Source organism: Asanoa ferruginea, from assembly GCF_003387075.1.
Lineage (GTDB): Bacteria > Actinomycetota > Actinomycetes > Mycobacteriales > Micromonosporaceae > Asanoa > Asanoa ferruginea.
The window spans coordinates 8672644-8686749 of the sequence record NZ_QUMQ01000001.1 but is presented as its reverse complement, the minus strand read 5'-3'; the positions used below and the strand labels follow the sequence as shown (position 1 = coordinate 8686749).

The window sequence follows — 14106 nt, the reverse complement described above, 5'->3', positions numbered from 1 at the left end:
CCTGCTCGACCGCCTGGCCACCCCTCCTGCTCGACCGCTTGGTCGACCAGCCGATCGAGGCCGGAGCGACCGAGATCCGCCTCGGGGCGATCCGCGGCAACGTGCGCGGCGCTCCTGTTCTACCCGTGCCCGCGGCTCCGAGGTGACCGAGACGGTCAAGGCGTTCGCCTCGCTTCCCGATGAGGACCCTCGGCGTGGCCCGTCCCGCGAGATCTAGGTAAATGGATGTAGCTATAGCTACATCCATTTACCTAGATCTGGTCGAAGGCGGCGTGGCGAATGCGCCGCGCCGGCGGAAACCGCGGCCGGGCTCGTCCCGGCCTGCCTGCCGGCGCGGCGAAGGCGCGAGATTGGCGAGCCAGGTTCAGGGAATCCGGACCGGCGTGCGGCCTTGACGGGCGTGCGGCCTTGACGGGCGTGCGGCCTTGACGGGCGGGCGGCCTTGACTGGGCGGGCGGCCTGGACCGGGTGGGCGGCCTGGACCGGGTGGGCGGCCTGGACCGGGTGGGCGGCCTGGACCGGGTGGGCGGCCTGGACCGGGTGGGCGGCCTGGACCGGGTGGGCGGCCTGGACCGGGTGGGCGGCCTGGACCGGGTGGGCGGCCTGGACCGGGTGGGCGGCCTGGACCGGGTGGGCGGCCTGGACCGGGCGTGCGGCCTGGACCGGGCGTGCGGCCTAGACGGGCGGGCGGCCTAGACGGGCGGGCGGCCTTGGCGGGCGGGGCGGCCTACACCGGGCGTGCGGCCTAGACGGGCGGGCGGCCTTGACGGGCGGGCGGCCTGGACCGGGCGTGCGGCCTAGACCGGCGTCCGACACGGACCGGCGTGCCGCCCAGGCCCCCGCCGCCGAGGGCGGCCGGAGCGACCGAACCTGCGGAACCACGCGATCGAAAGAGACGGCCCGTCGGGAGCGAGGGATCGCTCCCGACGGGCCGGCTGAAGCTGGCGGTCAGATCTCCGCGAGAGTCCCCTCGTACATCTTGTTGATCTCGCTCTGGAAGTTGGCCTCGACGCCGCGGCGCTTGATCTTCATGGACGGGGTCATTTCGCCGTCTTCGATGGTCAGGTCACGGGGGAGGATGGTGAACTTCTTGATGGTTTCCCAGCGGTTGAGTTTCGCGTTGAGCTCGGCCACATAGCCCGCGACCATCGCCTCCGCCTGGGTCGACGCGACGATTTCCGTGTAGGAGCGGCCGGCAAGCTCGCCGCCCGCGGCCCATGCCGTCACCGCGTCGGGGTCGAGGGTGATCAGCATGGTGCAGAAGTTGCGGGCCTGGCCGATCACGATCGCCTGGGAGGTCAGCGGGCAGATGGCCTTGAACAGGCCCTCGATGTGTGACGGCGCGATGTATTTGCCACCCGACGTCTTGACCAGGTCTTTCTTGCGGTCGGTGATCTTCAGGTAGCGGTCTTCGGCCAGCTCGCCGATGTCGCCCGTGCGGAAGAAGCCGTCTTCCGTGAAGGCGGCCGCGGTCTCTTCCGGCAGGTTGTGGTAGCCGCGCATCACCGGGGCGCCGCGGAGCAGGACCTCGCCGTCGGCGTCGATCTTGCACTCGAGGTCGCCCAAGGGCTGGCCGACCGTGCCGATCCGCAGGCCGCCGGGGCGGTTGACGAAGTTGCCGGCGCTGGTTTCGGTGAGTCCGTAGCCTTCCGAGATCGGCAGGCCCGCGGCCGCGAAGAACTCGGAGATGTCGACGCTCAGCGGCGCCGCGCCGGAGACCAGCGTGCGGATGTTGCCGCCCAGGCGGGCCTGGAGCTTGCTGAAGACCAGCTTGGTGGCGATCGCGTATTGCACCTTGAGGCCCGCGGGCACCGGCTGGTCGGCCTGCTCCAGCGTGACCTTGCGCTTGCCGGTCGCCACGGCCCAGGTGAAGATCTTGGCCTTGGCCCCGCCGGCCGAGGTGCCGTTGGTGATCGCGGCGTTGTAGACCTTCTCGAAGATCCGGGGTGCGCCGCACATCAGCGTCGGCTTGACCACACCGAGTTGGTTGACCAGCACGTCGATGCGGCCGTCGACATAGGTCGGCAGGCCGACGTGGATGATGCCGCAGAGCAGCGTCTTGCCGAACGAGTGCGACAGCGGCAGCCACAGGTATTGCAGGTCGTCGGAGCGCAGGATGCCCAGGTCGGCCTGTGCCACCGCCTCCCAGCACCAGCCCGCGTGCAGCAACTCGACGCCCTTGGGGCGGCCGGTGGTGCCCGAGGTGTAGATCAGCGTGGCCAGGTGGTCGGGCGCGATGTCGGCGACCAGCCGCTCGATCAGCCCGGGCTCGCCGGCCAGCGCCGCGGCTCCTTGCTTCTCGAGGTCGGCGAGGGTGAGCTGCGGCGGGCTCGCGGCCGGGTCGGCGTCGCCGTCGATCAGCACGACGTGGCTGACGTCGGGGAGCGTGGCGCCGCTGAGCTTGCCGGCCTGCATCGGGTTTTCCGCGATGACCACCTTGGAGCCCGAGTCGGCGATGATGAACGTCGCGTCTTCCGGCTCGGTGGTCGGGTAGACGGTGGTGGTGGCCGCGCCCGCGCACATGATGCCGAGGTCGGCGATGACCCAGTCGAGCCGCGTGTTGGCCAGGATGGCGACCCGCTCCTCGGCGCCGACGCCCAGGCCGTGCAGGCCCGCCGCGACCGCCTTGGCCCGCTCGCCCACCTGCTGCCAGGTCATCCACTGTGGGCCGGCATCGCCCGGGTAACCGAAGGCGCGGGCGTCGGGCGACGCGGTGACACGCTTGAGGAACATGTCGGGGATCGACCGGTAAGGGACATCGAGCGACATATCCGGAAACCCACCTTTAATTGGTCGTGTGATCGCGGTCACCTCAGCGCTTGCTACCGAAGAGTATGGCGAAGAACCGCGCGGATGCCAGCCCCCGCGTGCACGTGTCGATCATGGGACTGACCAGGGTCTTTAACCAAGACTCAGGGGGTACGGGTCAGGAATAGCGAAGAGCGCCGAGCGACCAGTCGTACGTGCCGCGCAGCCACCGCCGCCGGGCCAGCAACATCCTGGTCAGCCGGCCGTCGGCAGCAAGGAGCACCTCGGCCTCCAGCGTGCCGTAGGCGGCCAGCCCCGCGTTGTAGCGCGCCGCCGCCTCGGCCAGCGCCGCGCGTTCCGGCCAGCCCAGCTCGTATGCGATGACTGTCGCAAGATTTTGACCGTCGTGCAGTCGCTCCTTGCCATAGGAGAAGACGTCGTTGCACCAGCAGACGAGATCGGCGGCGAGCAGCTCGAGCCGGACCACCCGCGGGTCGATCCGGTCGACCGTGCCGGCCAGCCCGTCGGTGGCCAGGTCGGTGAGGGCGAAGCTGGGCAGCACCGCGCCGGTGTGCCGGCGCATCTGCACATACTCGGCGAACCGGGGCACCCTTCGTAACTGCCGGTTGGTCGCTTCCCAGAGCAGCGCGAACAGGTACTCCCGCATGGCGGCCGAGAAACGGAGCAGCCCGCCGGGCTGGCCCAGTGCCCGGACCCGCCGGCACAGGTCGTGCAGCGCGGCCGCGGTCGGCCCTGCCGGTTGATAGTCGGTGTGCGCGGCGGTGCCGAACCGGTCGACCACCTCGAGCAGCGGCGCCAGCGCCGGTGCCAGCCGGCCCGGGTTGGTGCCCAGCTCGTCTTCGTCGCACCGGTCGTCGAAGGCGAACAGCCAGGTGATCAGGTCAGCCAGCAGCCGGACCGCGCTGACCGAGACCTCGGGGCAGGCCCGCGCGGCGAGCTCGGCGGCGTTGGCCCGGGACAGCCGGGCCCGGGCCGCCGGCGTCGGTGCCAGCCCGAACGCGTCGGCCCAGTCGGCGGAGTGGGCGGTGACCTCGTCGACCGCCTCGTGGACGAGGGCCTCGTAAGGCGGCGCGATCAGCGCCGCCACGGCGAACGTCCGCATCCCATCGATGATGCGGGCCGCGAAGGGGCCGGGGGAACCAGTGGTTCGGCTACGGACTCAGATCTTCAGCGGCGTGCCGCGCAGCCGATCGGCCAGCGCCGGCGGCCCGTCGATCTGGACCCGGGTGGCCCGCTGCCGGCCGGACAGGAAATAGGCCAGCTCACCGGGTGCGCCGACCAGCCGGAGCCGCTCGCCACCGGCGCCGGTGGTCACCTCGCCGAAGCCGGGCGCTTGCACCAGCAGCGCGGCCGGGAACTTGCGCAGCCGCAGCCGGGCGGTCAGCGACGCCTGCTTCCAGAGCGCCGTCTGGTCTTCCTTGGGCAGGTCGCGCGGGTGCCAGTCGGGCTGGGCCCGGCGGACGTCCTCGTGGTGCACGAAGAACTCGAGCGTGTTGGTCAGCCCCTCGGTCAGCGGGTTGCTGACCGGGCTCCACAGCGGTGGGTTGCGCACCAACTCGACCAGGTCGGGGTAGGGCCGGGCGGCGAACGCGCGCTGGGTGGCCTTGGCATGCGGGCGCAGGGGAGGGAGGAACATGCCCAGGCTCGCGTCGGGCCGGCGCTCCCGCAGGACCAGGTGGGCGGCGAGGTCGCGGGCGGCCCAACCGGTGCACATCGTCGGCGCTTCCGGACCGACGGTGACGAAAAGGTCGGCCAGTTTCTGCCGTTCGGAGCGTACGAACCGGGACATGGCGAGAATCGTACGCATGGTGTCTGAAACGTCCCTGTGAGCGTGGACACAGGGAATACCCGCTCGCACACAGGGCTTGGTTCGGTAAGGATAAGTGTGAATTCCGTGGCTTACCCCAGGTCCGCGCGGGGAGCCATCGAGCTGAGTCGACAAGCTAAAGGGGCACCAACGTGGCGAGCGTGACCAGCCGGGACGTGCTCGCCCGGGGTTTCCGCGTGCTCGGCCGGGCGATCCGCGACGAACCGCGGATCTTCACTTTCGCCGTCGGCGGCAGCGTCCTGTTCGGCGGGCTGGTCGTCGGCAGCGCCTACGTGATCGGCCACATCGTCGGCAAGATCATCGTGCCGGCCCTGGAAACCGGCGAGGTCAACGACGCACTGCTCTGGCTCGGCGCGGCCGCGCTCCTCGCGATCAGCGCGTTCCGGGTGGTCGGCATCTTCGGCCGCCGGCTCGGCGCCGGCTACATGCAGTTCCGGCTCCAGGCCCGCTACCGGCGGCTGGTCACCGGCCGCTACCTCGACCTGCCGCTGTCCTGGCACCACCGGCACGCGACCGGCACCTTGCTGTCCAACGCCAACTCCGACGTCGAGGCCGCCTGGTTCCCGATCGCGCCGCTGCCGTTCGCAGTCGGCACGATGGTGATGCTGTTCGGCGCCGTCGGCTCGCTCTTCTTCACCGACTGGGTGCTGGCTCTGGTCGGTGTGGCCACGTTCGTCGGCCTGGCCCTGATCAACGTCTTCTACTCGCGCCGGATGGCGCCGCGGCAGGCCCGCGCCCAGTTGATGCGGGGCGAGGTCAGCGCGATCGCGCACGAGAGCTTCGACGGCGCGCTGGTGGTCAAGACGATGGGCCGCGAGGGCACGGAGACCGACCGCTTCGCCGCGCACGCCCGCGAACTGCGCGACGCGCTGATCTCGGTGGGCCGGCTGCGCGGCCTCTTCGATCCGTTGATGGAGACGCTGCCCAGCCTCGGCACGCTGGCCGTGCTGGTGGTCGGCACGCTGCGCCTGCGGGCCGGCGACATCACCGTCACCGACCTGGTCAGTGTCGCGTTCCTGTTCACCGTGCTGGCGTTCCCGGTGCGGGCGATCGGCTGGGTGCTGGCCGAGTTGCCGCGCAGCGTGGCCGGCTGGGACCGGCTCCAGCACGTGCTGACGGCGACGGGCGAGATGCGTTACGGCACGATAAATCCGGAAAAATCGGACGAGCCCGCGCGGCTCGCCTTCGACGGCGTCGACTACGCCTACCCGGCCGGCGCCGACACCGCCAACGACGACATGGTCGCCACCGCCACCGCCGAGGAGCAGGGCCCGACCGTCCTGCACGACATCAGCCTGGTCGTCCCCGAGGGCCGCACGGTCGCCCTGGTCGGCCCGACCGGCTCCGGCAAGTCGACGATCGCGTCGCTCGCCGTGCGCCTGGTCGACCCCGACAAAGGTCGCGTCATCGTCGACGAGCACCACCTGCGCGACCTGACCGCCGCCGCGCTGGCCGGCACGACCGCGCTGGTCGCGCAGATCCCGTTCATCTTCGACGACACGGTCCGGGCCAACGTGGCCCTCGACCGCGAGGGCGTCGACGACGAGGTGGTCTGGGCGGCACTGCGCCTGGCCCAGGCCGACGGTTTCATCCGCAGCCTGCCCGAGGGGCTCGACACGATGGTCGGCGAGCGCGGCACCTCGCTCTCCGGCGGCCAGCGCCAGCGCCTCACGCTGGCCCGGGCTCTGGCCGGCAAACCCCGGCTGCTGATCCTCGACGACGCCACCAGCGCGGTCGACCCGCGGGTCGAGGCGGCCATCCTGGCCGGCCTGCGCGGCGGCGAACAGCCCACGTCGATCCTGGTGGTCGCCTACCGGCGGGCCACGATCGCGCTCGCCGACGAGGTCGTCTACCTGGAGCACGGCCGGGTGGTCGCCGCCGGCACCCACCAGGAGCTGCTGGCCAGCACACCGGGCTACGCCGACCTGGTCACCGCCTACGAGCGCGCCGAGGCCGACCGCGAGCGCGAGCACGTCTACGAAGACGAAGGGGCGGTGACCGCATGACGACCGCCGCCGCGACGGCCGAGAAGGCCGCGACCGAGCCGGCCGAGGCCACCACGCCCGAGCCTGTCGCCAAGACCTGGGCCACCATCCGGCGTGGGCTATCCCTCTCACCCGAACTGCGCACCGGCCTGGCCGGCACGCTGTTCTTCGCCATCGTCTCGATGGTCGGCCGGGCCGCCGTGCCGGTCGCCATCCAGCAGGGCATCGACAAGGGCATCGCCGGATCCAACGGCCTCGACGTCGGCTTCGTCTCCACCGTCGTGGCGATCACCGCGGGCGTCCTGGCCATCACCACGCTCTGCGGCTATCTGATGATGCGCCGCCTCTTCACGGTCAGCGAGACCGCGCTGGCCAACGTGCGGGTGCGCACCTTCCGCCACATCCACGATCTGTCGATGCTGCACCAGCAGTCGGAACGGCGCGGCTCGCTGGTCTCCCGGGTCACCAGCGACATCGACCAGATCACCCAGTTCCTCCAGTGGGGCGGCGTGATCCTGCTGATCAGCGCCGGCCAGGTGCTGGTGACGACCGCCGTGATGGCCTACTACTCGTGGCAGCTCACGATCGTCGTGCTGGTCGCCTTCGCCCCCGCCGTGTTCGTGATCCGGGCCTTCCAGAAGCGGCTCGCCGTCACCTACGGCACGGTCCGGCGGCGGATGGGCACGCTGCTCGCGGCGGTCTCGGAGAGCGTCGTCGGCGCGCCGGTGATCCGGGCCTACGGGGTCTCCGACCGCACCCGCGCGCGGCTCAACACGGCGATCGACGACTACCGGGTGGCACAGATGCGCGCCCTGCGCACCAGCGTCACCGGCTTCTCCAGCGGCGAGCTGGCCGCGGGCCTGGCCACGGCCGCCGTGGTCGTGGTCGGCGTGCAGCTCGGTATCGGCGGCACGCTGTCGATCGGGCAGCTCACCGCCTACCTCTTCCTGGTCACGCTCTTCATCCAGCCGGTGCAGATCGCCACCGAGGTGCTCAACGAGGCGCAGAACGCCGTGGCCGGCTGGCGCCGCGTGCTCGACGTGCTCGACGTCAGTCCCGACGTGGCCGACCCGGGTGAGCAGGGGCTGGTGCTGCCCGACGGACCGATCGACATCAAATTCCAGGACGTCTCCTTCTCGTACGGTGGCCCGATCGTCCTCGACGACGTCAACCTCGACATCCCGGCGAAGACCCGGGTCGCGGTGGTCGGCGAGACCGGCAGTGGCAAGACGACGTTCGCGAAGCTGCTGACCCGGCTGATGGACCCGACCACCGGCTCCGTGAAGCTCTCCGGGGTGCCGCTCGACCGGATCCGCTTCGACTCGCTGCGGTCCCGGGTCGTGATGGTTCCGCAGGACGGGTTCCTGTTCGACGCCACGGTCGCCGACAACGTCCGGTTCGCCCGCCCCGACCTGACCGACAAGGACCTGGAACTGGCGTTCACCGAGCTGGGCCTGATCGACTGGGCCGAGGCCCTGCCCAACGGGCTGCAGACCCGGGTGGGCGAGCGCGGCGAGGCGCTCAGCGTGGGCGAGCGGCAGCTTGTCGCGCTGGCCCGGGCCTACGTCGCCGATCCCGACCTGCTGGTGCTCGACGAGGCGACCAGTGCCGTCGACCCGGCAACCGAGGTGCGGCTCCAGCGCACGCTCGACGCGGTGACCCGCGGCCGCACCACGGTCGCCATCGCCCACCGCCTCTCCACGGCACAGGGCGCCGACGAGGTGATCGTGGTCGACAAGGGCCGCGTCGTGCAGCGCGGCCCGCACGAGGAACTGCTGCGCTCGCCGGATTCGATCTACGCCAAGCTCTACGCGAGCTGGCTCGAGCAGACGCGCTAGCTAGGGCCGTTCGAACACGGATAGCTGGAAGGTCAGCGGGCGGTCGCGCGGGTCGTCGGGGTCGGGGAGATCGCGCAGACCTCGCACGACCGGCATGACCGTGCTGGCCCAGACCGCGCCGTCGACGTTCCAGAGGTTCGACCAGGCGCGGGTCTCGATGATCTCGGCGAGCCGGTTCGGTGACTCGGTCAGGCTGCCTACGGTGACCTGGCGTCCCTCGATGGCCCGCAGCCCGGCTGCCGTGGCGGCGGCGAGCACCGCCTCGGGGTTGTCCAGCCGGTCGCTGCCAGGTAGCCCGGCCAACAGCGGCGCGAACTCGTCGCGGCGGTCGCGGGCGGGTGGCGCCGACAGCACCACGACCCGGCCGCCGGTGCGGACCACCCGGTGCGCCTCGGTGAACGCCGCCGCCAGGTCGACGATGGCGTGGAGCGCGGCGACGAACAGCGCGTTGTCGACGCTCGCGTCGCGCACCGGCAGCGACCGGGCGTCGCCGACCGCCACCCGGGCCCCCAGCCGGGCATGGGCCCGGGTCAGCATCGCGGGGGAGAGGTCGACGCCGACGGCGGGCACGCCGTGTTGCTTGACCAGCGCCGCGGAAACCAGGCCGGTGCCGACGCCGATTTCCAGCGACCGGCCGGGCACCAGGTGCGGCGCGAGCACGGCGGCGACCTCCCGGCCGCGCTTCTCGCCACCGCGGGTCTGGTCGTAGCGATCGGCGACGCGGTCGAACGGCAGCGACTCGGGCATGCGCGCCAGACTAGCTGTCGGGCCAGACACCGGGCAGATCGCCGAACACGTAGCGCTGGATGGTCGGGCCGATCGCCGCGACCAGCACCTCGGGCGGCGCGGACGCGAGCGGCTCCACCTTGATCACATAGCGGGCCATGGCCAGCCCGGCGAGCTGGCTGGCCACCAGGCTGACCCGCATCTGGGCCTCTTCGGGCCGCAGCGGCACGACGGCCCGCACCCGGCGCAGCACCTGGCTGACCACGAACTCGCGGAACAGCCGGGCCGTCCACTCGCTGCTCACCGCCGAGCGCAGCATCGCTACGCCGGCCTTGCCCGCGGGCGAGTCCCAGATGCCGAGGAAGAACCGGACCAGCCGCTCGCCGACGAGGTCGGGATCGCCGGCGAGCGCCTCCGGGATGACCACGCTGGGGTCGATCGGCGAGTTCATCGCGGCCAGGAAGAGCTTGTCCTTGGTGCCGAAATAGTGGTGCACGAGCGCCGGGTCGACGCCCGCGACGGTCGCGATGTGGCGGATGGAGGCGCCGTCGAAACCCTTCTCCGCGAACGCGGTGCGGGCGGCACCGAGGATCGCGTCACGGGTGTCGGGGTTGCCCGGGCGGCGGCCGGTCCGTCGTACCATTGCGAGCCTTTCTTTCGGGTCGGGCGCCTCTAGCTTGCGACGCCCGACCCCAGGGTGGGTCAGGCCGTGCGGCGGCGCAGGGTGGTGGCGCCGAGGACGAGCGCGAGGATGATCGCGCCGATCACGATGCCAAGGTCACGCCACATCGTGCCGGTCGGGTCGGCATGGGCGCCGACCTCGGTGAGCGCCTCGACCGAATAGGACAGCGGCAGCACGTCGCTGATCGTCTGAAGCCAGCCGGCCATCGAGTCGCGGGCGACGAACAGGCCGCAGAGCAGGATCTGCGGGATCGCGACCACCGGCATGAACTGCACCGCCTGGAACTCGGTGCGGGCGAACGCGCTGCACAGCAGCCCGAGCGCGACACCGAGCACCGCGTTGGCCACCGCGATCACGATGACCAGCCAGAGACTGCCGGCGGTGTCCAGATCGAACAGCCAGTAGGCCAGGCCGGACGCGACCGCCGCCTGGAGCGTGGCGACCAGGCCGAACGCGATGCCGTAGCCGAACAGCAGGTCGAGCTTGCCGACCGGGGTGGTGAAGAGCCGCTCGAGCGTGCCGCTGGTGCGCTCCCGCAGCATCGCGATGCTGGTGATCAGGAACATGATGATGAACGGGAAGATGCCGAGCATGACCAGCGCGATCTTGTCGAACATCAGCGGCTGCTCGTCGAACATGAAATAGAGCAGGGTCAGAAGCAGCAGGGGTACGACGATGATGAGCCCGACCGTGCGCCGGTCGTGCCGCAGTTGCCGGACGATCCGGCCGATCGTGCTGGCGAGGATGTGCGGAGACATCACGCGGCCGCCTTCTCCTGTTGACGGATGATGCGCAGGAACGCCTCGTCGAGGTCGTCGGTGCCGGCCGTGGCCTTGATCGCGGCCGGGGTGTCGTCGCCGATCAGGTAGCCGTCGCGGATCAGCAGCAGCCGGTCACAGCGGTTGGCCTCGTCCATCACGTGGCTGGAGACCAGGATGGTGGCGCCGTCGGCGGCCAGGGCGCGGAACTGGGCCCAGAGGTCGTCGCGGAGCACCGGGTCCTGCCCGACGGTGGGCTCGTCGAGCACGAGCACCTCGGGCCGGCCGACGATCGCGCAGGCCAGCGAGGCCCGGCTGCGCTGGCCACCGGAGAGGTTGCCGACGAGCTGGTGCGCGGCACCGGAGAGCCCGACCCCGTCGAGGGCGGCGTCGGCGTCGGCGGCGCCGAGGTCGTAGAGCGAGGCGAAGTAGCGGGCGTTCTCCCGGACCGTGAGGTCGTCGTAGACGCTCGGCGCCTGCGTCAGATAGCCGATCTTGCGTCGCAGCGGTGGGGATCCGGCCGGCTCACCGAGGACGGTGACCCGCCCGGATTTCACGACCTGCACGCCGACGACGGCCCGCATGAGGGTGGTCTTGCCGCTGCCGCTGGGCCCGAGCAGCCCGGTGATGCTGCCGCGCGGGATGGCGCAGGTGAAACCGTGCAGCACCTCCCGCTTGCCGCGGTTGATCACGAGGTCGGTGACCTCGATCGCGGTCTCCATCAGTCCTCCGTCTCTGAAATTCAACGCTTGTTGAACTCAACGGTAGATGAAATAGACGGGTGTACGCAAGCAGCAGCCCCGGCCCCCCAACGTTCGGGGGACCGGGGCTGCCGGTTTTGTTTGCTTTAGAGAGCCAGGATCCGATCGAGGAAGTCGCGGTAGCGGCGCATGGCCACCCGCATCGCCTCAGTGTCGGGGGCTTCCTCTTCGCGGCGCGGGTCGAGTTCGACCTGCTCGGCGAGGAGCGTCTCGGCCAGCTGCTGCACGGCACGGGCCACCACGGCCTGCGCGTGGTCGAGGGCCTCGGCCGGCTCGTCGACGAACTGCGCCTTCACCTCGTGCCACTCGGCCCGCAACGCGTCAGCCGACTCGGCACTCCAGACGGCGATCCGCGTCTCCGGCACATCACCGGGCCGCAGCGGCGGCCCACTGACCGGCCGCACGTCGGCGGCCGGCGACCCGATGTCAGCGAGCGTCGGCGCGGCGACCACGGCGGCCGCCATCTCGTAGGAGCTAGGCGGGAACTCGACCGTGTCCCCGCTCTCCTCTTCCTCGCTCACCGCCCGCGGCGCCTCGGCGGTCTCGACCAACCCCTCGTCGTCGGCAGCTTCCTCAGCCGGCGGCGCGTCAACGGCCACGGTCTCGACCAGGTCGGCCTCGGGCTCTTCCGCGGCTTCGTCCTCCGCGTCAGCCGCAACCTCGGCGACAGGCTCGTCGTCGGAGGCCTCTTCGACCTCAGCGACGGGCTCTTCCTCGGCTTCGTCCTCTGCGTCAGCCGCAACCTCGGCGACAGGCTCGTCGTCGGAGGCCTCTTCGACCTCAGCGACGGGCTCTTCCTCGGCAACGTCTGCCGCGGCTTCGTCGTCGGCGACATCCTCGGCCACGTCGGCTTCGGCAGCGGCCTCTTCCGCGGCCTCGGCCGCCGGTTCGTCGGCGCTTACCTCGGCCTCGGCCGCCGGCTCGTCCGCCGCGACCTCGTCGGCCTCGGCGGTCGGCTCGTCTTCCCCAGCCTCGTCGGCTTCCGCGGCGGGTTCGTCCTCAACCACCTCGGCAGCTTCCGCCGTGGGCTCCTCCTCGGCGGCTGGTTCGTCCTCGGCAACCTCAGTGGCTTCCGCCGCCGGCTCGTCCTCGGTGACTTCGTCGACGTCGGCCGTCGGTTCGCCTTCGGTGACTTCGTCGACCTCGGCGGTCGGCTCGTCCTCGGTGACTTCGGCGGCGGGTTCGTCGTCGGCGGCATCTTCGGCCTCCGCGGCGGGCTCCTCTTCGACGACTCCGACAGCCTCGGCGGTCGGCGCGTCCTCGCTGACTTCGGCCTCCGCCTCGTCTTCGGCGGCTTCGCCGACCTCGGCTTCTGCCACCGGCTCATCGGCGGCGTCGCCGTCGGCTGCCGCGGCTTCGTCCTCGACTGCTTCCTCGCCATCGGCGGCGAGCGCTGCTTCGGTGACTTCGTCGGCCTCTGCCGTGGGCTCGTCTTCGACGGTGTCCTCGGTCTCTGCCGTGGGCTCGTCTTCGACGGTGTCTTCGGCTTCGGCCGTGGGCTCGTCTTCGACGGTGTCCTCGGTCTCTGCCGTGGGCTCGTCTTCGACGGTGTCGTCGGCTTCGGCCGTGGGCTCGTCTTCGACGGTGTCTTCGGCTTCGGCCGTGGGCTCGTCTTCGACGGTGTCGTCGGCTTCGGCCGTGGGCTCGTGTTCGACGGTGTCCTCGGTCTCTGCCGTGGGCTCGTCTTCGACGGTGTCTTCGGCTTCGGCCGTGGGCTCGTCTTCGACGGTGTCCTCGGCTTCCGCCGTCGGCTCGTCGTCGGCGGCCTCGCCGGTCTCTGCCGCGGGCTCGTCCTCGGCGACCTCCGTGATCGCCGTCGGCTCGTCTTCGGCAGTCTCCTCGGCCTCTGCAGTGGGCTCGTCTTCGACGGTGTCTTCGGCTTCGGCCGTGGGCTCGTCTTCGACGGTGTCCTCGGCTTCCGCCGTGGGCTCGTCTTCGACGGTGTCCTCGGCTTCCGCCGCGGGCTCGTCTTCGACGGTGTCCCCGGCTTCCGCCGTCGGCTCGTCTTCGATGGCCTCGTCGGTTTCTGCGGCGGGCTCGGCTTCGAGGACCTCGGCTTCCGCCGTCGGTTCGTCTTCGGCGGTCTCGTCGGTTTCTGCGGCGGGCTCGGCTTCGAGGACCTCGGTGGTCGCCGTCGGCTCGTCTTCGGCGCCCTCGTCGGTCTCTGCCGCGGATTCGTCTTCGACGACCTCCGTGACCGCTGTCGGCTCGTCTTCGGCGGCCTCTGCGGCGGGCTCGTCTTCGACGACCTCCGCGATCGCCGACGGAGCTTCGTCGGTTTCGGCGTCGACCGCTTCCGCGGCGGCCTCGGGCTGTTCGTCGGTCTCGACGTCCACTGTGGCGGCGGCGGTGGGTTCGGCGATGGCGGCTTCCTCGGCGAGGAGGGCCTGCCACTCCTTCTCGAACTCCGGGTCGTCGGCCGCCGCGGCCGCGGCAGCCGCCTCCGGCGCCTCGGTGCCCACTTCGGCGCCCTCGACCTCGTCGGTCTCCAGCGCCGCCGCGTCGGCGTCGGCGACCGCCTCGGCCTCGGCCTCGTCGAGCGCCACGTCTTCAGCCGCCACGTCTTCAGCCACGTCGTCAGCCGCCACGTCTGCAACGGCCTCGTCTTCGACCGCCACGTCTTCGACCGCCTCCGGTGCGTCGGCGGCGGTGTCCGGCGCGGACTCCGCGGGGACGGACGGCGCGGTCGCCCAGGGCGACAACGGCGACAGCGGCGCGGTGCTGCTCAGGAACTGGCTCGCCAGCGGCGGGATCGGTTG

General features: G+C 71.3%; 11 protein-coding genes. 3 read left to right on the top strand and 8 right to left on the bottom strand.

The features are described from left to right. The first annotated feature begins 468 nt into the window (after positions 1–468). Complete coding sequence (locus DFJ67_RS40425) at positions 469–696, top strand: hypothetical protein (protein ID WP_170216177.1); 228 nt, start codon at positions 469–471, stop codon at positions 694–696. Positions 697–948: 252 nt separating this feature from the next. Here the strand turns inward: DFJ67_RS40425 and DFJ67_RS40420 are convergent, their stop codons facing one another. The 3 genes from DFJ67_RS40420 to DFJ67_RS40410 form a co-directional block, all read right to left on the bottom strand. Then, on the bottom strand, positions 949–2769 hold the full coding sequence (locus tag DFJ67_RS40420; RefSeq protein ID WP_116074762.1) for an AMP-dependent synthetase/ligase: 1821 nt from the start codon (positions 2767–2769) through the stop codon (positions 949–951). Between the two features lie 157 nt (positions 2770–2926). Continuing rightward, the gene (locus DFJ67_RS40415) at positions 2927–3871 is read right to left on the bottom strand and encodes a terpene synthase family protein (RefSeq protein WP_116074760.1); all 945 of its coding nucleotides are present in this window, start codon (positions 3869–3871) and stop codon (positions 2927–2929) included. A 57-nt stretch (positions 3872–3928) separates the two neighbouring features. Then, positions 3929–4558 (bottom strand): TIGR03085 family metal-binding protein, encoded by a 630-nt coding sequence (locus DFJ67_RS40410; protein WP_116074758.1) that lies wholly within the window; start codon positions 4556–4558, stop codon positions 3929–3931. Positions 4559–4728: 170 nt separating this feature from the next. Between DFJ67_RS40410 and DFJ67_RS40405 the strand changes: the two genes are divergently transcribed. Continuing rightward, positions 4729–6603: an ABC transporter ATP-binding protein gene (locus DFJ67_RS40405; RefSeq protein ID WP_239097654.1), complete on the top strand. Its 1875-nt coding sequence runs from the start codon at positions 4729–4731 to the stop codon at positions 6601–6603. Next, positions 6600–8420, top strand: coding sequence for an ABC transporter ATP-binding protein (locus DFJ67_RS40400; protein WP_116074756.1), 1821 nt, complete (start codon positions 6600–6602; stop codon positions 8418–8420). The genes DFJ67_RS40405 and DFJ67_RS40400 overlap by 4 nt, the downstream gene beginning before the upstream one ends. On the opposite strand, the gene DFJ67_RS40395 is transcribed toward DFJ67_RS40400, so the two are convergent. From DFJ67_RS40395 to DFJ67_RS40375, 5 genes are all read right to left on the bottom strand, one after another. Next, positions 8421–9167: a class I SAM-dependent methyltransferase gene (locus DFJ67_RS40395; protein ID WP_116074754.1), complete on the bottom strand. Its 747-nt coding sequence runs from the start codon at positions 9165–9167 to the stop codon at positions 8421–8423. Positions 9168–9177: 10 nt separating this feature from the next. Further along, positions 9178–9789, bottom strand: a complete 612-nt coding sequence (locus DFJ67_RS40390) for a TetR/AcrR family transcriptional regulator (protein WP_116074752.1) — start codon at positions 9787–9789, stop codon at positions 9178–9180. A gap of 59 nt (positions 9790–9848) precedes the next feature. Next, complete coding sequence (locus DFJ67_RS40385) at positions 9849–10586, bottom strand: ABC transporter permease (protein WP_116074750.1); 738 nt, start codon at positions 10584–10586, stop codon at positions 9849–9851. Continuing rightward, positions 10586–11308, bottom strand: coding sequence for an ABC transporter ATP-binding protein (locus DFJ67_RS40380; protein WP_116074748.1), 723 nt, complete (start codon positions 11306–11308; stop codon positions 10586–10588). Before DFJ67_RS40380 ends, DFJ67_RS40385 begins: the two co-directional genes overlap by 1 nt. A gap of 125 nt (positions 11309–11433) precedes the next feature. Further along, a complete protein-coding gene (locus DFJ67_RS40375; RefSeq protein ID WP_116074746.1) occupies positions 11434–13965 on the bottom strand; it encodes a midas domain-containing protein in 2532 nt (843 codons plus the stop codon). Between the last annotated feature and the right edge of the window lie 141 nt (positions 13966–14106).

Coding starts and splice junctions, on each gene's coding strand:
- DFJ67_RS40420 (WP_116074762.1), bottom strand. CDS start 2,769: ATGTCGCTCGATGTCCCTTACCGGTCGATCCCCGACATGTTCCTCAAG.
- DFJ67_RS40415 (WP_116074760.1), bottom strand. CDS start 3,871: ATGCGGACGTTCGCCGTGGCGGCGCTGATCGCGCCGCCTTACGAGGCC.
- DFJ67_RS40410 (WP_116074758.1), bottom strand. CDS start 4,558: ATGTCCCGGTTCGTACGCTCCGAACGGCAGAAACTGGCCGACCTTTTC.
- DFJ67_RS40400 (WP_116074756.1), top strand. CDS start 6,600: ATGACGACCGCCGCCGCGACGGCCGAGAAGGCCGCGACCGAGCCGGCC.
- DFJ67_RS40395 (WP_116074754.1), bottom strand. CDS start 9,167: ATGCCCGAGTCGCTGCCGTTCGACCGCGTCGCCGATCGCTACGACCAG.
- DFJ67_RS40390 (WP_116074752.1), bottom strand. CDS start 9,789: ATGGTACGACGGACCGGCCGCCGCCCGGGCAACCCCGACACCCGTGAC.
- DFJ67_RS40385 (WP_116074750.1), bottom strand. CDS start 10,586: ATGTCTCCGCACATCCTCGCCAGCACGATCGGCCGGATCGTCCGGCAA.
- DFJ67_RS40380 (WP_116074748.1), bottom strand. CDS start 11,308: ATGGAGACCGCGATCGAGGTCACCGACCTCGTGATCAACCGCGGCAAG.